The organism is Nocardia sp. NPDC003482 (assembly GCF_053588115.1).
Genome location: NZ_JBSFPI010000015.1, coordinates 151,459 through 171,444, shown reverse-complemented (window position 1 = coordinate 171,444; position 19,986 = coordinate 151,459). Strand labels below are relative to the sequence as shown.

Annotated in this window: 19 protein-coding genes; 6 read left to right on the top strand and 13 right to left on the bottom strand. The window is 69.2% G+C overall.

Annotated elements, in window-relative coordinates; translation table 11 throughout:
* Window positions 1–5: 5 nt before the first annotated feature.
* The gene (locus ACWDSJ_RS23930) at window positions 6–1,247 is read right to left on the bottom strand and encodes an aspartate aminotransferase family protein (protein ID WP_450034356.1); all 1,242 of its coding nucleotides are present in this window, start codon (window positions 1,245–1,247) and stop codon (window positions 6–8) included.
* Window positions 1,248–1,349: 102 nt separating this feature from the next.
* Between ACWDSJ_RS23930 and ACWDSJ_RS23925 the strand changes: the two genes are divergently transcribed.
* Complete coding sequence (locus ACWDSJ_RS23925; protein ID WP_450034355.1) at window positions 1,350–2,822, top strand: NAD-dependent succinate-semialdehyde dehydrogenase; 1,473 nt, start codon at window positions 1,350–1,352, stop codon at window positions 2,820–2,822.
* Window positions 2,819–3,880, top strand: coding sequence for a tartrate dehydrogenase (locus ACWDSJ_RS23920; RefSeq protein WP_450034353.1), 1,062 nt, complete (start codon window positions 2,819–2,821; stop codon window positions 3,878–3,880). Before ACWDSJ_RS23925 ends, ACWDSJ_RS23920 begins: the two co-directional genes overlap by 4 nt.
* A gap of 197 nt (window positions 3,881–4,077) precedes the next feature.
* Here ACWDSJ_RS23920 and ACWDSJ_RS23915 read toward each other — a convergent pair whose 3' ends face one another.
* The 9 genes from ACWDSJ_RS23915 to rimP all read right to left on the bottom strand — a co-directional run bounded on the left by ACWDSJ_RS23915 (window position 4,078) and on the right by rimP (window position 13,813).
* A complete protein-coding gene (locus ACWDSJ_RS23915; protein WP_450034352.1) occupies window positions 4,078–5,037 on the bottom strand; it encodes a metallophosphoesterase family protein in 960 nt (319 codons plus the stop codon).
* 53 nt (window positions 5,038–5,090) lie between these two features.
* The gene (locus ACWDSJ_RS23910; protein ID WP_450034350.1) at window positions 5,091–6,443 is read right to left on the bottom strand and encodes an MATE family efflux transporter; all 1,353 of its coding nucleotides are present in this window, start codon (window positions 6,441–6,443) and stop codon (window positions 5,091–5,093) included.
* A gap of 74 nt (window positions 6,444–6,517) precedes the next feature.
* Window positions 6,518–7,522 carry a DHH family phosphoesterase gene (locus ACWDSJ_RS23905; protein ID WP_450034349.1) on the bottom strand — a complete coding sequence of 335 codons (1,005 nt, stop codon included), beginning with the start codon at window positions 7,520–7,522 and terminating at the stop codon, window positions 6,518–6,520.
* Window positions 7,523–7,559: 37 nt separating this feature from the next.
* On the bottom strand, window positions 7,560–8,003 hold the full coding sequence (gene rbfA / locus ACWDSJ_RS23900) for a 30S ribosome-binding factor RbfA (RefSeq protein ID WP_387356205.1): 444 nt from the start codon (window positions 8,001–8,003) through the stop codon (window positions 7,560–7,562).
* 79 nt (window positions 8,004–8,082) lie between these two features.
* The gene (locus ACWDSJ_RS23895; RefSeq protein ID WP_450034346.1) at window positions 8,083–8,373 is read right to left on the bottom strand and encodes a DUF503 domain-containing protein; all 291 of its coding nucleotides are present in this window, start codon (window positions 8,371–8,373) and stop codon (window positions 8,083–8,085) included.
* A 253-nt stretch (window positions 8,374–8,626) separates the two neighbouring features.
* The gene (gene infB, locus ACWDSJ_RS23890; RefSeq protein WP_450034344.1) at window positions 8,627–11,656 is read right to left on the bottom strand and encodes a translation initiation factor IF-2; all 3,030 of its coding nucleotides are present in this window, start codon (window positions 11,654–11,656) and stop codon (window positions 8,627–8,629) included.
* A 114-nt stretch (window positions 11,657–11,770) separates the two neighbouring features.
* On the bottom strand, window positions 11,771–12,097 hold the full coding sequence (locus ACWDSJ_RS23885) for a YlxR family protein (protein ID WP_387356199.1): 327 nt from the start codon (window positions 12,095–12,097) through the stop codon (window positions 11,771–11,773).
* A 67-nt stretch (window positions 12,098–12,164) separates the two neighbouring features.
* A complete protein-coding gene (gene nusA / locus ACWDSJ_RS23880) occupies window positions 12,165–13,193 on the bottom strand; it encodes a transcription termination factor NusA (protein ID WP_387356197.1) in 1,029 nt (342 codons plus the stop codon).
* On the bottom strand, window positions 13,190–13,813 hold the full coding sequence (gene rimP / locus ACWDSJ_RS23875; protein ID WP_387356195.1) for a ribosome maturation factor RimP: 624 nt from the start codon (window positions 13,811–13,813) through the stop codon (window positions 13,190–13,192). The genes nusA and rimP overlap by 4 nt, the downstream gene beginning before the upstream one ends.
* A gap of 256 nt (window positions 13,814–14,069) precedes the next feature.
* Between rimP and ACWDSJ_RS23870 the strand changes: the two genes are divergently transcribed.
* On the top strand, window positions 14,070–14,603 hold the full coding sequence (locus ACWDSJ_RS23870; RefSeq protein ID WP_450034341.1) for a hypothetical protein: 534 nt from the start codon (window positions 14,070–14,072) through the stop codon (window positions 14,601–14,603).
* Window positions 14,600–15,034, top strand: a complete 435-nt coding sequence (locus tag ACWDSJ_RS23865; protein ID WP_450034339.1) for a ferritin-like domain-containing protein — start codon at window positions 14,600–14,602, stop codon at window positions 15,032–15,034. The genes ACWDSJ_RS23870 and ACWDSJ_RS23865 overlap by 4 nt, the downstream gene beginning before the upstream one ends.
* An 8-nt stretch (window positions 15,035–15,042) precedes the next feature.
* Here ACWDSJ_RS23865 and ACWDSJ_RS23860 read toward each other — a convergent pair whose 3' ends face one another.
* The 3 genes from ACWDSJ_RS23860 to ACWDSJ_RS23850 all read right to left on the bottom strand — a co-directional run bounded on the left by ACWDSJ_RS23860 (window position 15,043) and on the right by ACWDSJ_RS23850 (window position 17,595).
* A complete protein-coding gene (locus ACWDSJ_RS23860; RefSeq protein WP_450034338.1) occupies window positions 15,043–15,279 on the bottom strand; it encodes a hypothetical protein in 237 nt (78 codons plus the stop codon).
* Between the two features lie 102 nt (window positions 15,280–15,381).
* Window positions 15,382–15,795, bottom strand: a complete 414-nt coding sequence (locus tag ACWDSJ_RS23855; protein ID WP_450034336.1) for a hypothetical protein — start codon at window positions 15,793–15,795, stop codon at window positions 15,382–15,384.
* 45 nt (window positions 15,796–15,840) lie between these two features.
* On the bottom strand, window positions 15,841–17,595 hold the full coding sequence (locus tag ACWDSJ_RS23850; RefSeq protein ID WP_450034334.1) for a proline--tRNA ligase: 1,755 nt from the start codon (window positions 17,593–17,595) through the stop codon (window positions 15,841–15,843).
* 58 nt (window positions 17,596–17,653) lie between these two features.
* Between ACWDSJ_RS23850 and yaaA the strand changes: the two genes are divergently transcribed.
* Window positions 17,654–18,397, top strand: coding sequence for a peroxide stress protein YaaA (gene yaaA / locus ACWDSJ_RS23845; protein WP_450034332.1), 744 nt, complete (start codon window positions 17,654–17,656; stop codon window positions 18,395–18,397).
* Window positions 18,398–18,590: 193 nt separating this feature from the next.
* Window positions 18,591–19,985 carry a three-helix bundle dimerization domain-containing protein gene (locus tag ACWDSJ_RS23840; RefSeq protein ID WP_450034330.1) on the top strand — a complete coding sequence of 465 codons (1,395 nt, stop codon included), beginning with the start codon at window positions 18,591–18,593 and terminating at the stop codon, window positions 19,983–19,985.
* Window position 19,986: the final 1 nt, after the last annotated feature.

Below are 19,986 nucleotides of genomic sequence, written 5' to 3'. Positions count from 1 at the left end.
CCGGTTCACAATTCGTCGAGGACGGCGGACCAGACGGCGAGCGCGTCGTCGACCTGTTCGGCCGTCACGACCAGCGGCGGAATCATGCGCACGACGTTCATGTGCGCCCCGCAGGTCAACAACAGCATGCCCTTCTCGACCGCGAGACGCTGCGCGGCCGACGCGGTCTCGGTATCGGGTTCGCCTGTGGCGGTGACGAATTCGGCCCCCACCATGAGCCCCAGCCCGCGCACGTCGCCGATCGCCTTGGTGGCCCGGTCGCGCACGCCCGTCAGCAGCTGCCGCCCCCGCTCGGCGGCGTTCTCCACCAGCCCCTCGGACTCGATGACGTCGATGGTGGCCAGCGCCGCCGCGCACGCGACCGCGTTGCCGCCGTAGGTCCCGCCCTGCGAACCCGGCCACGCCTTGGCCATCAACTCGCGCGACGCGGCGATACCGGAGATCGGGAACCCGCTCGCCAGTCCCTTGGCGATGGTGATGATGTCGGGCCGGACGTCGAAGTGCTGATGCCCGAAGAACTTTCCGGTGCGCCCGAACCCGGTCTGGATCTCGTCGAACACCAGCAGGATGCCGTGCCGATCGGCCCGCTCGCGCAGTCCTTGGAAGAAGCGGGTGTTGCCCGGGATGTAGCCGCCCTCGCCGAGCACCGGCTCGACGACGAACGCCGCCGTCTCCGCCGGGGAGGTGAGCGTGGTCAGCAGATAGTCCAGCTCGCGCAGGGCGAAATCCGTAGCCTGCTCCTCACTCCACCCGTACCGATAGGCGGTCGGGAACGGCGCGACGTGCACCCCCGACATGAGCGGGCTGAACCCGGCCGAGAACCGCGTCCCGGAGGTCGTCATGGTCGCCGCCGCGACCGTCCGCCCGTGGAAACCACCATGGAACACAACGACATTCGGACGCCCGGTCGCCTGCCGCGACAGCCGCAGCGCCGCCTCCACCGCCTCGCTGCCGGAGTTGGCGAAGAAGATCGAGTCCAGCCCCTCGGGCAGCACCGTCCCCAACCGCTCGACCAGCGCGAGCATCGGCTTGTGCATGACGGTCGTGTACTGCCCGTGAACGAGGCTGCCGACCTGCGCCCGCGCCGCCTCCACGACCTTCGGATGGCAGTGCCCGGTGCTGGTCACCCCGATGCCGGCCGTGAAGTCGAGATAGCGCCTGCCGTCGGTGGCGTAGAGGTAGCAGCCCTCGCCGTGGTCGACGGTGATCGGAGTGGCCTGCTTCAGAACGGGGGATAGGGCCGTCATGGTGATCCGCCTCCCGGAGACGAGGAGATTGTCTATTGTCTGATTGTCGACAATATGCATAACATGGCGAGCGGGACAGCGGCAATGGGTGAGGAGCGCGCGATGACGCAGACCGACAGTCTCGACCGGACCGAGCGGGCCGCGATCGACAGCGTGCCCACCGGATTGTTCATCGGTGGGCAGTGGCGGGACACGACGGCGACCATGCCGGTCGACGACCCCTCGACCGGGCAGGTGCTGTGCCGGGTGGCCGACGCCGGACCCGAGGACGGTCTCGCCGCCCTGGCCGCCGCGGCCGCCGCGCAACGGGATTGGGCGCGCACTTCGCCACGGGAACGCAGCGAGATCCTGATGCGCGCGCATCGCCGTCTGCTCGAGGATGTCGATCGGCTGGCATTGATCGCGACCTTGGAGATGGGCAAGCCGCTGGCCGAGGCGCGCGGCGAGATCGCTTACGCCGCCGAGTTCTTCCGCTGGTTCGCCGAGGAGGCGGTACGGCTCGACGGAGGCTACATGCCCGCGCCCACGGGAGGATCACGATTCCTGGTCACACGGCAGGCGGTCGGACCGAGTCTGCTGATCACCCCGTGGAACTTCCCGATGGCGATGGGCACGCGCAAGATCGGCCCGGCGTTGGCAGCCGGCTGCACGTGTGTGGTGAAGCCCGCCGAGCAGACGCCGCTGTGCACCTTGGCCCTGGCCGAGATACTGCGCGAGTGCGGAGTGCCTGCGGGAGTCGTGAACGTCGTCACCACCGCCGATCCCGGGGCGCTGATGACGCCGCTGATCCTCGACGAACGCTCGCGGAAGCTGTCGTTCACCGGGTCGACGGCGGTGGGAAAGGTGTTGTTGGAGCAGTGCGCTCGCACGGTCATGCGCACGTCTATGGAGTTGGGCGGGAACGCGCCATTCATCGTGTTCGCGGACGCCGATCTCGATGCCGCGATCGACGGGGTGATGGCGGCGAAGATGCGCAATATCGGGCAGGCGTGCACGGCGGCCAACCGAATCCTCGTGCAGCGGGAGGTTTTCGAGGAGTTCGCCGGGCGGCTGGCCGCGCGGATGGGGGAGTTGCCGATGGGGCGGGGGACCGAGCCGGGGGTGGTGGTCGGGCCGCTGATCGATGCGGACGCGGTGGGCAAGGTGCGCGATCTCGTGGCCGATGCCCGCGCTCGTGGTGCCCGGGTTTTGGTCGGCGGCGAGCCCGTCGAAGGCCCCGGAAACTTCTATCCCGCAACCGTTTTGGTGGATGTCCCCGACGACGCCGCGATGTGCGGCACCGAGATCTTCGGCCCCGTCGCCGCGCTCGCCCCCTTCGACACCGAAGACGAGGCCGTCCAGCGCGCCAACGACACTCCCTACGGCCTGGTCGCCTACGTCTACACCGAGAACCTCCGCCGCGGCCTGCGCGTCTGCGAGGCGTTGGAAACCGGCATGGTCGGCCTGAACCAGGGCGTGGTCTCCAATCCTGCCGCCCCCTTCGGCGGGGTGAAGGAATCCGGTTTGGGCCGCGAGGGCGGCCTGGTCGGCATCGATGAATTCCTCGAACTCAAATACATCGGAGTGCAGCTGTGACCTATTCGATCGCCACGATCCCCGGCGACGGCATCGGCGTGGATGTCACCGCCGAGGCCGTCAAGGTCCTGGACGCTGTTCTGCCCGGCATCTCGTGGATCGAATTCGATTGGTCCTGTGAGCAATACCTGCGCACGGGGGCGATGATGCCGTCGGATGGTCCATCGCAACTCGCCGGGTTCGATGCGATTCTGCTTGGTGCGGTGGGCTTTCCGGGCGTGCCCGACCATATCTCGTTGTGGGGCTTGCTGATTCCGTTGCGGCGCGCTTTCTCTCAATACGTGAACTTGCGCCCGGTCCGTCTACTACCCGGCACCCGATCCGCCCTCGCCGACCGTACCGCCGAGGACCTGGACATCCTCATCGTGCGCGAGAACTCCGAGGGCGAGTACTCGGAGATCGGCGGCATCCACAATCCCGGGCGGGCCGAGGAATTCGTGCTTCAGGAGTCGGTGTTCACGCGGGTGGGTTGCGAGCGGATCATCCGGTACGGGTTCGAGCGGGCCCGGGAGCGTGGCGGGAAGCTGTGCTCGGCAACCAAGTCGAATGGGCTGATTCACTCGATGCCGTACTGGGACAGTGTTTTCGAGCGGATCGCCACCGAGTATCCGGACGTCGAGACTCGTCAGATGCATGTTGATGCGCTGGCCGCCGAAATCGTGCTGCATCCCGATCGGCTCGACGTGATCGTCGCCTCGAACTTGTTCGGCGACATCCTCTCCGACTTGGCCGCCGCCGTGACGGGCGGCCTCGGCCTGGCACCCTCGGGCAATATCAACCCTTCCCGTGAGGCGCCGTCGATGTTCGAGGCGGTGCACGGCAGCGCCCCCGATATCGCCGGTCAGGGAATCGCGAACCCAATTGCCCAAATCCTCACCGGGGCAATGCTATTGGATCACCTGGGTGAGCACGAAGCCGCCGCCGCGGTGGACCGCGCGGTCTGCGAGGTACTGGCCGAGGGAAGCGTCCGTACTCCTGATCTCGGTGGAACGAACACCACCAGCGAGGTCGGAACGGCGATCGCGAAGCGAGGCGCCGAAATCGCCGCAACCGGGTGAAAGCTGTTCGAACCGAAGTGATTCCATCCGAATAACCACCCATGACGTCGGAAGAAGATTGACCGAACTCGATTTCGATCTTGCGCAGGATATCGATCGTATCGCGGCGACCGGTGGGGCGACGTCGGTCGTAGACAGGTGACGCCACGCAAATGCATCGGCAATATGCCGCGAGGGTGGAAACGCGCGGCCCGGGGTCAGTGCACCCCGCGGCGTTTGTCGGCGCGGCGGCGCATTTCGGCTGCGGCGGTGCGCATTTCGGGGGTGATTTTGAAGTGGCCGCCCCATTCGTTGAGGTCGCCGGGGCCGTATTCGGGGACGGGGAGGATTTGGCGGAGGAGTTTGTCGGGGAGGCCGCGGCGTTGCCATTCGCGGGGGTAGCCGAGGGAGACCTCTTCGAAGCGGACGCCGTCGTAGAAGGTGGTGCGGGGGATGTGGAGGTGGCCGTAGACGGAGCAGACCACGTTGTAGGTGGTGTGCCAGTCGGCGGTCAGGTCGGTGCCGCACCACAGGGCGAACTCGGGGTAGAACAGCATCCGGGTGGCCTCGCGGACCAGCGGGAAGTGGTTGATCAGGACCAGCGGGGTGTCCGGTTCGAGGGCGTTGAGGCGGCGCTCGGTGTACTGGACGCGGGCGTGACACCAGGCGTCGCGGGTGACGTAGGGCTCCGAGGACAGCAGGAACTCGTCGGTGGCGACCACATTGCGGTCGCGGGCCACGCTCAGGGCTTGGGCCTTGGTGATGGTGCCCTCGGGCCGCCACGAGTAGTCGTAGAGCACGAACATCGGGACCAGGGTCACGCGGCCGCCGTACTGCTCAGCGCCCGCGCCCTCCCACACCGGGTACGGGTCCTCGGGGGTGAGCACGTCCAGATCCCGGCACATGGACACCAGATAGTCGTAGCGCGCGGCCCCGTGCATCTGCACCGGATCCTTCGACGTGGTCCACAGCTCGTGGTTCCCCGGCACCCAGATGACCCGGGCGAAGCGCTCGCGCAGGATCTTCAGCGCCCAGCGGATGTCGTCGGAGCGCTCCCCCACGTCCCCGGCCACGATGAGCCAGTCCTCGGGCGAATCCGGTCGAATGCCCTCGACCACCGGCTTGTTGCCCTGGTGACCGACGTGGATATCGCTCACCGCCATCAACTTCGGTACCACGCGGCACAACCCTCTCTGCTCGTCGTCTCGGTCCAGACTCCCACGCCCGACGATCACCCGGACGATCGAGGCACCTCCGCGCCCACCCGAGCCCAGTGTCCGGACAGCGCCCGCGCGCCGACGGCCACCAGTCTCAGCAGCATGAACGCGCTCAGACCCGACCAGATTCCGGCCACGCCCCAATCCAGGATCAACGCCAGCCAGATCAGCGGCAGGAACCCGATCAGGCCCGCGCCCATCGTCGTATTGCGCAGATAGGCGGCGTCGCCCGCGCCGAGCAGGACCCCGTCGAGCGCGAAGACCACCCCGGCGGCCGGCAGCACCGCGACGAAGAACCACCAGATGACATGCGCCCGATCGAGCACAGCGGCGTCGCCGGTGAACAGTTCGGGGATCGCCCGGTATCCGGCGGCGAAGATCACCGCGAGCACGATCGAGAAGATGGTCGACCACAGCGTCACCCGGGCGGCCAGCCGTCGCGCGCCGCGTTCGTCGCCCGAGCCGAGGGCCGCGCCGGTCAGGGTCTGGGCGGCGATGGCCAGCGAATCCAGCGTCAGCGCAAGGAAATTCCACAACTGCAACACCAGCTGATGCGCCGCCACCGACGCCGCGCCGAACCGCGACGCCACCGCGCCCGCCGAGACGAAGCACGCCTGGAACGCCAGGCTCCGCACGATCAGATCGCGGCCGAGCACGAGCTGGGCGCGCATCACCTCAGGCTGGGGTGACAGCGAAACCCGTTGTCGCACCAGGGCATTGAGGAACAGCGCGGCCGAGACCACCTGCCCGGCCACATTCGCCACCGCCGAACCGGCCAACCCCAGCCGCGGCGCACCCAGCAGCCCGTGTACCAGGACCGGGCACAGCACTGCCGAAAGCGCCAGTCCCGCAACGACATACACCAACGGCCGCCGAGTCTGCTGCACACCGCGCAACCACCCGTTGCCCGCCATCGTCACCAGGATCAACGGCACCCCGAACAGCGCGATGCGCAGCCAGCCCAGCGCCTCGTCCGCGATCTCGCCGCCGCCCGCGAGCACACGGGTCACCGGGCCCGCGAAGACCTGGAGCAGCACGACGATCAGCAGGCCGATCCCGATCGCGATCCAGCTGGCCTGGACGCCCTCCCCCACCGCGCCGCGCTCGTCCCCGGCGCCGTGCCGCCGGGCCGAACGGGCGGTCGTGCCGTAGCTGAGGAACGTCAGTTGCGTACTGACCTGTCCCAGGATCAGACCGCCCACGGCCAGGCCCGCCAATGCCAGCGCGCCCAGCCGTCCCACCACCGCCATATCGAAGAGCAGGTAAATCGGTTCGGCGACAAGCACACCCAGCGTCGGAACGGCGATGCCGAGAATGCGCCGCGGCCCCACCCGTTCGGGATCGATCGACTCCACCGCCGCGCTCATGCACCCCTCCCGTCGGTCATCGCCTCATCGCCCCCACCTTCGCACAGGGCACCGACAAGATCCGGCCGGTCGGGTCACGTACCCAGTTCGGCCAGCAACGCGGCCACCAGTTCCTCGGCGGTACCCCGGGTCGTGTATCCGGCGGCGTAGCGGTGACCGCCGCCGCCGAGCCGGGTCGCCACGTGCGCCACGTCAACGCCGTCGTCCGCGCCGACGCCGCTGTCGCGGGAGCGCAGCGAGACCGACCACAGGCCCGGCGTCGCGCGAGACTCCTTGAACACGGCCGCGATTCCCGCCTCGGCGGTGGTGCGGACGACGTCGATGACGCTCTCGATCTCCTCCGAGCGCATGGCATCGATATCGGAACGGCGGACGAACGCGTAGACCAGACCCGTCCCGCCCGCGGCCTCGGGCGCGAGCCGCGCGGTGCCCAGTACCCGCGACAGCATCGGCAGCCAGCCGAAGGGATGGGTGTCCATGAGTGTGCGGGTGATGCCCGCGCCGTCGATCCCGGTGGCGAGCAAACGTTCGGCAAGCCGATGGGTGTCGGGGCCCGCCCAACGGAAACAGCCGGTGTCGGTGACCAATCCCGCGAACAGGCAGTGCGCCACCGCGGTATCGATCGGCTCACCCCAGCTGTCGAAGACGCGGGCGAGCAGGCTCGTGGTGGATTCGGCGGCGTCGTCGACGAGGTTGACGGTGCCGAACCGGGTGTTGGACCGGTGATGATCGAGCACGAGCGTGGTCGTCGCGCCCTCGATCCGGTCGGCCAGCGCGCCGAGGCGGCCGCGGCTGCCGCAGTCGACCGCGACCAGCAGATCGACCTCGTGCGGTACCTCGTCGGGCGCGACGAGATATTCGGTGCCCGGCAGCGAGCGCATCGAGCCGGGCAGTTCGGTGGGTTCGGCGAAGGACACCCGGACCGGGACGCCGCGCCGGGCCAGCACCTGGGCCAGGGCCAGCCCGCTGCCGATGGTGTCGGCGTCGGGCTGGACGTGACACAACACCGTCACCGATCGCGCGGAGTCCAGGACCTCGACGGCCGCGGCGATCTCCGCCGCAGGCGTAACTGCTGTCATCGCTGCGCCCATCTCAGGCGACCGCCCGGGTGGGCGGTCAGTCGTCCTCGTCGCGGTCGGTCTTGTAGGGATCCGCCTCACCGGCGTGGGTGGCGTTGGCCGCGGTCTGGGCCACCCGTTCGTCGACCGCGCGGGCCTTGGCCAGCAGTTCCTCCATCTGCCGCGCCGCGTCCGGGACGGTGTCCAGGACGAAGGCGAGGGTGGGGGTGAATTTGATGCCGGTTCCGGCGCCGACCTTCGAGCGCAGCACGCCCTTGGCCTTCTCCAGTCCGGCCGCGGCACCGGCGAAATCCGGTTCCACGGCGAGACTTTCGCCCATCACCGTGTAGTACACGGTCGCTTCCCGTAGGTCGCCGGTCACCTTGGCGTCGGTGATCGTCACGAAACGCAGCCGCGGATCCTTGATCTCGTATTCGATCGCGTTGCCCACGATGGAAACGATCCGCTTCGCGAGTCGGCGTGCTCTGGCCTGGTCCACCATGGCCGACCCTCCTCACTCTTGCTCTGCGGCGGCGAGAGCGGGCCGGGGGCCCGACCTCCCGTCGCCGCTGGTATCCGATTCAGTCTTCGGGGCCGAAGACGCGGCGGCGCACTGCCAGCAACTGTAACTCCGGACGGGCCGCGACGTGCCGTTCACACTTGTCCAGCACCTCTGTGAGATGTCCCATCCCGGAGCTCACTATGGCCACGCCCAGCAGCGCCCGACGGTACCGATCGTGTTCCCCGCCCTCGGCCGCACACACCCCGAAGCGCTGCAATTCCGCCAGCACCGGCCGGATCACCGACCGCTTCTCCTTCAACGAATGCACATCGCCGAGCAGGATGTCGAACTCCAGCGCCCCGACGAACAACGGCTCACCTCTTGCTGACTTCCCCTGGCCGAAAGCGGGCCAGGGCCATGGGTTTTCGGCGTGCCGGGGCCAGGGGGTTTCTCCTGGCCCCGGCACGGACGACTTCCTGGTTCCGAGGACCTTGCCTGTCCCGGCACCGACGACCTCCTGGTCCCGGGACGACGAGGACCTTCCCAGGTCCTCGGCACCGGGGGGCGTGCCCAGGTCTCGACACCGAGGGTGTTCCCAGATCCCGGCACGCCCTTCGCCGGGACTAGTCCCGCGGCTTCTCGCGGAGCTCGTAGGCCTCGATGACGTCGCCTTCCTTGATGTCGTTGTAGCCGAAGGTCATACCGCATTCGAAGCCCTCGCGGACCTCCATGGCGTCGTCCTTCTCGCGGCGCAGCGACTGGATCGTCGTCTCGGCGATCACCACGTTGTCGCGGAGCAGGCGGGCCTTGGCGTTGCGCTTGACCGTTCCGGAGGTGACCATGCAACCGGCGATGTTGCCGAACTTGGAGGAGCGGAAGATCGCGCGGATCTCCGCACGGCCGAGCTCGACCTCCTCGTAGATCGGCTTGAGCATGCCCTTGAGGGCCTTCTCGATCTCGTCGATGGCCTGGTAGATCACCGAGTAGTACCGGATGTCCACGCCTTCGCGGTTGGCCAGCTCGGTCGCCTTGCCCTCGGCCCGGACGTTGAACCCGATGATGATCGCGTTCGACGCGGACGCCAGGTTGACGTTGGTCTCGGTGACACCACCGACACCGCGGTCGATGACCCGCAGCCGGACCTCGTCGCCGACCTCGATGCCCAGCAGGGCCTCCTCGAGGGCCTCGACCGTACCGGAGTTGTCGCCCTTGAGAATCAGGTTGAGCTCCGAGGTCTCCTTCAGAGCGGCGTCCAGATCCTCCAGGCTGATCCGCTTGCGGCTGCGCGCGGCCAGCGCGTTGCGCTTGCGCGCGTTGCGCCGGTCGGCGATCTGCCGGGCGATGCGGTCCTCCTCGACGACCAGCAGGTTGTCACCGGCACCGGGCACCGACGTGAAGCCGATGACCTGCACCGGACGCGACGGCAGGGCCGCGTCGACGTCCTCGCCGTGCTCGTCGACCATGCGCCGGACGCGACCGTAGGCGTCGCCCGCGACGATCGAGTCGCCGACCCGCAGCGTGCCGCGCTGCACCAGCACGGTCGCCACCGGGCCACGGCCGCGGTCGAGGTGCGCCTCGATGGCGACACCCTGAGCGTCCATGTCCGGGTTGGCCCGCAGGTCCAGCGTCGCGTCCGCGGTCAGGACCACGGCCTCGAGCAGTTGCTCGATATTGGTGCCCTGGCGCGCGGAGATGTTGACGAACATGGTGTCGCCGCCGTACTCCTCGGCCACCAGGTTGTACTCGGTCAGCTGCTGGCGGACCTTCTCCGGGTTCGCGCCCTCCTTGTCGATCTTGTTGACCGCCACCACGATCGGCACGTCCGCGGCCTGCGCGTGGTTGATGGCCTCCACCGTCTGCGGCATGACGCCGTCGTCGGCGGCGACCACGAGGATCGCGATGTCGGTGGCCTTCGCACCGCGGGCACGCATGGCGGTGAACGCCTCGTGACCCGGGGTGTCGATGAAGGTGATGAGCCGTTCCTCGTCGTTGACGTGGGTCAGCACCTGGTAGGCGCCGATGTGCTGGGTGATGCCGCCGGCCTCGCCCTCGCGGACGTTGGTCTTGCGGATCGTGTCCAGCAGTCGGGTCTTACCGTGGTCGACGTGGCCCATGACGGTGACCACCGGCGGGCGGACCTGCAGGTCGTCCTCGTCGCCGTCGTCCTCGCCGTAGGTGAGGTCGAAGCTCTCGAGCAGCTCGCGGTCCTCGTCCTCGGGCGAGACCACGTGCACGACGTAGTTCATCTCGCCGCCGAGCAGCTCGAAGATCTCGTCGTTGACCGACTGGGTCGCGGTGACCATCTCACCGAGGTTGAACAGCACCTGCACCAGCGAGGCCGGGTTGGCGTTGATCTTCTCGGCGAAGTCCGACAGCGAGGCGCCGCGGGCGAGCCGGATGATCTCGCCGTTGCCGCGGGGCAGCCGCACGCCGCCGACCGAGGGGGCCTGCATCGAGTCGTACTCTTGCCGCTTCTGCCGCTTCGACTTACGGCCCTTGCGGGGCGCGCCGCCGGGACGGCCGAAGGCACCCGCGGCGCCGCCGCGACCGCCCGGACCACCGGGACGACCGCCGCCGCCACCGGGACGACCCCGGAAGCCACCGGCCGCGGGAGCACCCGCACCGGCGCCGCCGCCGGGCGCGCCGCCACCGCCGCCGCGGTAGTTACCGCCGCCGCCACCGGGACGACCCGCGCCGCCCGGCGCACCGCCGGGACGACCCGGACGACCGCCACCGGCGGGACCCGGACGGGCCGCGCGCTGGGGCATCGCACCCGGATTGGGCCGGGGCGGCATCGAACCCGGGCTCGGGCGCGGACCGCCCGGACGGGGGCCGCCGCCCTGCGCGGCCGCCGGACGCTGACCGCCCTGACCCGGGCCGGGACGCGGACCCGGCGTCGGGCGCGGACCGCCCTGGGCCGGACCCGGACGCGGACCACCGGGACCGGGGGTCGGCCGCGGGCCGCCCTGGCCGGGGGCCGGACGCGGCGCGGGACGCTCGCGCTCGGGAGCCGAGGAGTAGGGGTTGTTGCCGACGCGCGGGGTCTTCGGACCCGGACGCGGGCCGCCGCCCGGACGGGGACCACTCTGGCCCTGACCGCCGGGACGCTGCTGCTGCTGGCCGGGGCGCGGGCCGCCGGGGGACGGGCGCTGGTCCTGACGCTCCTGCTGTTGTTCCTGCTGCGGCGCGGACTGCGCGGCGGCGGGAGCCGGGGCGGCCGGACGCGGGGCGCCGGGCTTGGGCGACGGACCCGGACGGGCCGCGGGACCGGGCTTCGCGCCGGAGGTCTCGGGCTTGGCGGCCGGGGCCTCGGACCGGGCCGCGGGGGCCTGCTCCGCGGGAGTCCGGTCCGCGGGCTTGGACTGCGCCGGGCTCGGCGACGGATGACGGGGGCCGGGCCGCGGGCCGGGGGTGGCTCCGGACGCGGGCTTACCGCCCGAACGACCCTGATTCTGGCCGGATCGGGCCGACTTGTTGCCGTTCGACGACGACTTCGACGCGAACGATTCGCGAAGGCGACGGGCGACGGGGGCCTCCACCGTCGAGGACGCCGACTTCACGAACTCGCCCTGCTCCTTGAGCGTTGCGAGTAGTTCCTTGCTCGTGACACCGAGTTCTTTCGCCAACTCGTGCACGCGGGCCTTGCCTGCCACTGCTCTCCTCACTGAGAGGTCGAGCGTGGCGCCCGCCCCCTGGGGACGGATGGCCCGCACGACCTCCGATTATCTTCGATGGCCGATCATCGTTGGTACTTCATCACGGTGTGCTCATGAGTGCTCGTGCCTGTTCTCCACGTAGTGCTCCAGGGCTGAGATATCCAGTTTTCCGGACACTCTTAGCGCTCTGCCGAACGCTCGGCGCCGAACTGCATTGCTCAGACAGACCGAAGAGGGGTGCAACCAGGCACCCCTTCCGGGCAGTCTGCGCCGCGGATCGGGAACGACCGCAACACCGTCTTGCGACGACAGCGCCACGACCCGCAACAGATCGGCGGCCAGCTCGCGTTCCCGACATCCCACGCAGGTCCGGACGGGTCCGGAGCGCAGAGAGGTCGGGGACTCGCGCTGAGCCTGAGACCACTCTACCGCTGCCACGTCCCGATCTCCGCATCCAGCCCTCTGGTTGGTTATCAACATGTCATCCGAGGCCCGTCCGGCGGGCTCAGCCGTGTTGCGCCTCGGTGCGCACGGACCCGTTCGCATCGGGCGCCGCGTCGGAGCGGATGTCGATGCGCCAGCCCGTCAGGCGCGCGGCGAGCCGCGCGTTCTGACCTTCCTTGCCGATGGCGAGGGAGAGCTGGAAGTCCGGGACCACCACACGCGCCGCGCGCGCCTCGGGGTCCACGATCGTGACCGATACAACCTTGGAGGGGCTCAACGCATTCCCGACGAAGGTCGCCGGATCGTCGGCGTAATCGATGATGTCGATCTTCTCCCCCGCGAGTTCGCTCATCACGTTGCGCACGCGCTGACCCATCGGGCCGATGCACGCGCCCTTGGCGTTCACGCCCGGCACATTGGTCCGCACGGCGATCTTGGACCGGTGCCCGGCCTCCCGGGCCACGGCCACGATCTCGACCGACTCGTCGGCGATCTCGGGCACCTCGAGCGCGAACAGGCGGCGGACCAGATTCGGGTGGGTGCGCGAGAGGGTGATCTGCGGGCCGCGCGCCCCGCGCGAGACGCCGACGACGTAGCACTTGATCCGGTCGCCGTGCTCGTAGGTCTCGCCGGGCACCTGTTCGGCGGGCGGGATGACACCCTCCGCGCCGGTGGCCTCGCTGCCGATGCGCACGACGACCGTGCCGCGGGCGTTCATCCGCGCGTCGCGCTGCACGACGCCGCCGACGATATCGCCCTCGTGCGTGGAGAATTCGCCGAAGGACTTCTCGTTCTCCGCGTCGCGCAACCGTTGCAGCACGACCTGCCGGGCGGTGGTGGCGGCGATGCGGCCGAAACCCTCTGGGGTGTCGTCCCATTCGGAGATGACATTGCCCTCGGCGTCGACCTCGCGGGCCATCACGCGGACCACGCCGGTCTTCTGGTTGATGTCGATGCGCGCGTTGGGCTCGTGCCCCTCGGTGTGCCGGTAGGCGGTCAGCAGCGCGGACTCGATCGCGGAGATCACGGTCTCCATCGCGATCCCCTTGTCGGCGACGATCGCGCGCAGGGCTTCGATCTCGATGTTCATTCCACGATCCCTTCGGTCGGCGCGGCTACTGATTCCGGTTGTTCTCCATCTGGTGTGTCCGCGGAACCGGCTCCCGGTTCCGGGCGGCCGGGGGCCACTCCCCCGGCTAATCGCATCTCGGCCTCGCCGGGTGGGGAGAATTCCACTTGGACGACGGCCTTTTCGATATCGGCCAGCGGCACGGTGACGCGGTGGGGTTTTCGTTTCCCGCCGAGGACGAGGGCGACCTCGCGGTCGTCGGACGCGCCCACGCGGGCCTCGAAGCGGTCGCTGTTCTCCGGGGTGGGGGCGCCCGGGCGCAGCGTGATCCGCACCTTGCGGCCGCGGGCGCGGCGCCAGTGCCGAGGGGCGGTGAGGGGTCGGTCGGTGCCGGGGGTGGTGACCTCGAGCAGGTAGGACAGCTCGCCGAAGTCCCCGGCCGCGTCGAGGGCCTCCGACAGTTCCGAACTGACGTGGGCGATCTCGTCGAGATCGACCCCGGAATCGCTGTCCACCACGATCTTCACGCGCGCCTGCGACCCACCGGCAGCCGTGATCGCCACGCCCTCGAGGTCGAATCCTCGGCGCTCGACGAGCTCAGCAACAAGCTGGCTCACCCTTTCCTCGGTCGGCATCGGCATGTGGGCGGCTCCTGGTTCAGTTGTGGCGCGGTGGCGTTGGCGATATCGGTCCTGGTCGAGCACGGTCGGCACGGGGTCTCGACGGAATACTCCGCCGGAGGTCTAGCGTAACGCGCCCGAAGAGTGTAAAGGACCAGCCAACCTGGTTCGGTTTCCCCTGGGTGCTCGCGGCGGTCAGACATCCGAAGGGGCAGTTCACAGCGTGTCGAGTGGGCTCGGCGGTTTGTCTCGCCACAATCACTGGCACGATATAGGCGTGCCGAGCACTCACATCGTGATCCCGCCGCCGTCGTCGAGCCGTGCCCCGTCCGTGAACCGCCGAACCCTGTTGCGGCTGGCGGGCGGTTGCGTCGCGACGCTCGGTGTGCTGGGCGCGGCCGGTTGCGCCGAGGACCCGCCCGCACAGCCGGATGTCCTTCTCGCACAGGAACAGTCGGCCCGCACCGACGCGGTGTGGGCGCGGGCCGCGATCGCCGGTGCGCCCGACCGCACGGCCGCGCTGACGGTGATCGCCGAGCAGCGCACCCAGCACGCCGACGCGGTGCGCGCCGAAATCGACCGTGCCACAGGCGTTTACGGCGACGGCACCAAGCCCGAGTCGAAGACGCCCCCGGTCGCTCCCCCGCCCGCGCCCGCCTCGCCCCCGACCGTCGCCGCGCTGCGCGATCAGTTGGGCCGTTCCCAACGGTCGGCCGCCGACCTGTCCCAGACCCTGTCCGGCTACCGCGCGGGCCTGCTCGCCTCGATCAGCGCCTGCTGCGCCACCCACGCGGGAGTCCTGCTCGCATGACCGTCTCCGACCAGCAAGCCCTCACCGAGGCCCTCGAGGCCGAATACGCCGCCGTCTACGCCTACGGCCTCATCGCCGCCTACGCCTCCCGCGAACGCACCAAGATCGTCGCGGAGTACACCGCCGCCCACCGCGCCCGCCGCGACGCCACGATCGACCAGCTGAAATCCCTGGGCGCCTCGATCCCCGCACCGGCGGCCGCCTACACCCCACCCTTCCCCGTCGACGACCCCATCCCCGCCGCGAAGCTCGCGGTCACGGTCGAGTCCGACACGGCCGCGGCCTGGCGCTCGGTCGTCGAACGCACGACGACCTCCGAACTCCGCCACACGGCCATAGAGGCCCTGACCGAATCGGCCGTCCGATTGGCCACCTGGCAAACGATTCTGGGCACGAACCCGGCGACAGCGGTGTTGCCGGGCAAGGATTGACCGACAGCTCAGTCGAACAACTCATCCGCCGAGGTCGCGGTCGCGGACCGACGCAGCCACGCGTTGAGCTGGTCCATATCTCGGCAATCCGCGATACGCCGCCGGGAATCGTCGGAAAGCACAATCCCCCGGGCGTCCAAGATGACCAGCAGTGCCTGCGCCTCCCCCTCCGCCCGGCCTTCGCTCCGCCCCTGGGCGATATACCGCCGCGCGAAGTCGCTCTTGTACTCATAGGTCCTGGTCATCAGTTCCTCCAACAGGCGCGTGGCTTCGTCGGACAGGAGTGAACGGTACGCCGGGGGTCCGACAAGTCGGATTCGGTCCAATGACCAACTCGCGCAAGGGATTCAGCGGATATCGGTGGCGTACTGGGGTTGGTATACCGAGACGGCGAGGCGGATCATGTCGGCTACCTCGTCGCGGGTGAAGGAGGTCTGGTCGGAGCCGTCGCCTAGGAAGAAGTTCTCGGCCATCGACGGGAAGACTTGGGCCGGAAGGCTTCCCGTGCGGACGAGGCGGTCGAACTCCTCGGCGAGGTTGCGGCCCGTGCAGATCGCGCCGTAGGGGGAATTCACCGCCAGGCGGGTCAGGCCGCCGCCCTGCGCGGCGAGGGCGGTGAGGAAGGCGCGGTCACCGTCGGTGACGGTGACCGTGCTCGGGTGCGACGGGATGGCCGCGGTCTGCGAGGGTTCGCTCGCGGAGGTCGCACAACCGGTCAGCGCGGTGAGGGCGACCACCAGACCCAGAATGGGCTTGATCACACTGCGAACCAACCAGTTCGGCGGTCGGCCCGCAAATCGAAACGCTCAGCCGCGCGCCTTCGCCAGCACCGCGGCCACCGCCTGATCGGCCGCGATCTCCTCGTTGGTGCCCGCGAAGCGGTCGCGCACCTCGACCTTGCCGTCCGCCCAGCCGCGCCCGACCACGAGCACCAGCGGCATACCCAGCAGCTCCGCGTCCTTGAACTTCACCCCGGGCGAGGCGGTCCGGTCGTCGAGCAGCACCTCAAGCCCGGCCGAATCCAGTTCCGCCGCAACCTGTTCCGCGCCCTGCCGGGCGCCCTCGTCCTTGTTGGCGATGACCACGTGCACGTCGAACGGCGCGACCTCGCGCGGCCAGCGCAGCCCCTTCTCGTCGTGCAGCTGCTCGGCCAGCACCGCCACCATCCGGGACACGCCGATGCCGTACGAACCCATGATCAGCCGCACCGGCTTGCCGTTCTCGCCGAGCACGTCGACCTCGAACGCGTCGGTGTACTTGTACCCGAGCTGGAAGATGTGCCCGATCTCGATCCCCCGCGCCGCGTGCAGCACCCCCTGCCCGTCCGGCGAGGGATCCCCGTCGCGCACCTCGGCGGCCTCGATGGTCCCGTCGGGGGTGAAGTCGCGCCCCGCGACCAGCCCCACGACGTGCCGCCCGGGCGCGTCGGCCCCGGTGATCCACGACGTGCCGCTCACCACGCGCGGATCCACCAGATACCGGATCCCGTTGTCCAGCAGTCCCTTCGGGCCGATGTAGCCCTTGACCAGGAACGGGTTCGCGCGGAAGTCCTCCTCGGTGAGCAGTTCCACCTCGGCCGGTTCCAGCGCCGCGCCGAGCCGCTTGTCGTCGACCTCGCGGTCACCCGGCACGCCGATGCCGACGATCTCGGTCTTCCCGTCCGGATGGCGCAGCTTGACCATGACGTTCTTGAGCGTGTCCGCCGCCGTGACCGCCCGCCCGTACCGCTCGGCGACGGCCGTGTTCGCCCAGTCGACCAGCGTGGCGATGGTCGGCGTATCGGGAGTGTCGAACACCTCCGCGGGCGGCTGCCCCTCGATCGGGAGCTCCGGCGGCGCGGGCGTCACCACCGCCTCGACGTTCGCCGCGTACCCGGATTCGCGGCACACCACGTAGGTGTCCTCCCCCACCGGACTGTCGGCCAGGAACTCCTCCGAGGCGCTGCCGCCCATCGCCCCGGACGTGGCCGCCACGATCACATACGACACCCCGAGCCGATCGAAGATCCGCTGATATGCCTCGCGGTGCGCGCCGTAACTCGCCTTCAGCCCGGCCTCGTCCAGATCGAACGAGTACGAGTCCTTCATGATGAATTCGCGCCCGCGCAGAATCCCCGCCCGCGGCCGCTCCTCGTCGCGGTACTTGGTCTGGATCTGGTACAGCGTGACCGGAAGATCCTTGTAGGAGTTGTACTCCCCCTTGACCGTGAGCGCGAACAGCTCCTCGTGCGTGGGCCCGAGCAGATAGTCCGCCTTCTTGCGGTCCTGCAACCGGAACAGCCCGTCGCCGTATTCGGTCCAGCGCTTGGTCGTCTCGTAGGGTTCGCGCGGCAGCAGCGCGGGCAGCGAGATCTCCTGCGCCCCGATCGCGTTCATCTCCTCGCGCACCACGTTCTCCACCTTGCGCAGCACCCGCAGTCCCAGCGGCAGCCACGAGTACACGCCCGGCGCGATGCGCCGCACGTAGCCCGCGCGGACCAGGAGCTTGTGGCTGGGCACCTCGGCGTCGGCGGGATCGTCACGCAGGGTACGCAGGAAGAGGTGCGAGAGACGGGTGATCACGGGTGCACAGCGTAGCCCGTGCTCACGCGGGGTTCGCAGGGCATTACCGTATCCGCTCGTGCTGGTGATCCTCCCTCCCTCCGAAACCAAGTCCGACGGCGGTGAGTTCGGCCCGCTCGATCTGGACGCGCTGTCGTTGCCGCAGCTCACCGCCGTGCGCGACAAACTGGTCACCGCACTGATCACCCTGGCCGACGACCCGGAAGCGGCCCGCGCGGCGCTGGGTCTGGGCAAGGGCGCCGACGCGGAGATCGCGCGCAACGCGACGCTGCGCACCTCCGCGACGCGGCCCGCGCTCGAGCGGTACACCGGGGTGCTCTACGACGCGCTGGGCGTGGCCTCGTTCACGAAAATTCAGCGGCAGAAGGCGTTCGCGCGGTTGGCGATCGGCTCGGCCCTGTTCGGTGTGCTGCGCGCCGCGGATCCGATTCCGGCGTACCGGCTCTCGGGCGGTTCGAAGCTGCCCGGCCTGCCGACGCTGGCCTCGCTCTGGAAACCCGCGCTGGCGCCCGCGCTGCGCGAGGAGACCGCCGGAGGTCTGGTGGTCGATCTGCGCTCGGGGACCTATCAACAGCTGGGCCGCGTGCCGGGCGCGATCACCGCGACCGTGCTCACCGAACGACCCGACGGCACCCGCACGGTGGTCAGTCACTTCAACAAACACCACAAGGGCCTGCTCGCCCGCGCGCTGGTGCTGACCCGCTCCGAACCGGCCACCGTGCGCGATCTGGCGCGGGTGGCCGAAAAGGCCGGGCTCCGCGTGGAAATCGCGTCGTCGACGGAATTGCTGGTCCTCACCTGAGTTGAACTCCAGGTGCACCCGGACATGAATGAAAAGGGCACACCCGGTTACGAGAATCTTTCTCGTCCAGGCATTTCGGCGACCCCGAGAATGGAACCGATTGCCCCGCTTGGGATATGGCGAGCGGTGTCGTAATGTGGGCGCGGCGCGTCGACAGCGTGGTCAATCCGTTGCATTTTCCGAGGAGCTTGGCGTGGGCGAAACCGTCACCCGAGAAGATAAGCAGGCCCGGGAACAAAAGGCGCTGCGCGAGATGACCGATCGCCTCGTCGCCGACTACGCGGACACCCATTCCGCGCGGCAGGTCGAGGACGTCATCGCCGCGGCCGTGGGCCGGTTCGAGGGGCATTCGGTGCGCGACTTCGTGCCGATCCTGGTGGAACGGATCGTGCGGCGGCAACTGTCCGGCACGCCGGAGTCGACGGATTTCGTTGCGGCGGAGTCTGTTTCGGACGAGCCCGCGAGTACCGTACGGTGGCGCGCGCTGGTCTCCCCGCCCTGGACGGCCCGCAAGCTGGCCCTCCCGGTGGGCGCGCTCGTCGTGGTGGCGATCGTCGCGATCGTCGTCGGCACCTCGGGAACCTCCACGTCCCCGGCCCCGGCCGCCGCGGCGCCGACCGTGATCCGCGGCGTGGTCGGATCGGAGAAGAGCGCCTTCTTCGCCGATCCGAAGGTGGTGAACGCCCTGGCGCGCAACGGTATTCGAGTGGAGGCGGAGCCCGCGGGTTCCCGGCAGATCGCCACCTCGGTCGATCTCGGCAAGTACGATTTCGCCTTCCCGTCCAGCGCCCCGGCCGCCGAGCGAATCCTGCGGCAGCGCAATGTGACCGCGAAATACACCCCGTTCTCCTCGCCCATGGCCATCGCGACGTTCGCGCCGATCGCCGACCTGCTCACCCGGGCGGGCGTGGTGCGCCCGGGACCGACGCCGACCTTCGACATGAACCGATATCTGGATCTCATCGCGGGCGGTAAGCAATGGGATCAGCTGCCCGACAACACCGTCTATCCGGTGCGCAAGAACATCCTGGTCTCCACCACCGACCCGCGCACCTCGAATTCCGCGGCCATGTATCTGGCCATCGCCAGTTACGTCGCCAACGACAACACCGTCGTGCGCGGCGCCACCGCCGAGGAATTCGTCCTCGGGAAAATCTCGAAACTGTTCGTCGGGCAAGGATATTCCGACAATTCCAGTGAGGGTCCGTTCGCCCAGTACCTGTCGGCGGGTATGGGTCCCACCCCGCTGGTCCTCTGCTACGAGGCCCAGTACGTCGAGGCCGCCGCCGCGGGACGCGTCACCCCCGACATGGTCCTCATGTATCCCTCGCCCACCGTCCTCTCGCGGCACACCCTGGTCCCCCTCACCCCCGAGGGCGACCGCGTGGGCCGGTTGCTCACCACCGACCCCGAACTCCAGGACCTCGCCGCCGCGCACGGTTTCCGCACCGACGACCCGGCCCGCTTCGCGAAGGTCACGGACGCGAATCACGTTCCGGTGCGGAAGGATGTGATCGACGTGGTGGACACCCCGGCCTACGACACGCTGGAACATCTGCTCGACGGCGTGGCCAAGTCCTACAACTGAT

Coding starts and splice junctions, on each gene's coding strand:
- rimP (WP_387356195.1), bottom strand. CDS start 13,813: ATGCCGATGCCGACCGAGGAAAGGGTGAGCCAGCTTGTTGCTGAGCTC.
- ACWDSJ_RS23910 (WP_450034350.1), bottom strand. CDS start 6,443: ATGAGCGCGGCGGTGGAGTCGATCGATCCCGAACGGGTGGGGCCGCGG.
- ACWDSJ_RS23925 (WP_450034355.1), top strand. CDS start 1,350: ATGACGCAGACCGACAGTCTCGACCGGACCGAGCGGGCCGCGATCGAC.
- ACWDSJ_RS23860 (WP_450034338.1), bottom strand. CDS start 15,279: ATGACCAGGACCTATGAGTACAAGAGCGACTTCGCGCGGCGGTATATC.
- nusA (WP_387356197.1), bottom strand. CDS start 13,193: ATGAACATCGAGATCGAAGCCCTGCGCGCGATCGTCGCCGACAAGGGG.
- ACWDSJ_RS23865 (WP_450034339.1), top strand. CDS start 14,600: ATGACCGTCTCCGACCAGCAAGCCCTCACCGAGGCCCTCGAGGCCGAA.
- ACWDSJ_RS23930 (WP_450034356.1), bottom strand. CDS start 1,247: ATGACGGCCCTATCCCCCGTTCTGAAGCAGGCCACTCCGATCACCGTC.
- ACWDSJ_RS23905 (WP_450034349.1), bottom strand. CDS start 7,522: ATGACAGCAGTTACGCCTGCGGCGGAGATCGCCGCGGCCGTCGAGGTC.
- rbfA (WP_387356205.1), bottom strand. CDS start 8,003: ATGGTGGACCAGGCCAGAGCACGCCGACTCGCGAAGCGGATCGTTTCC.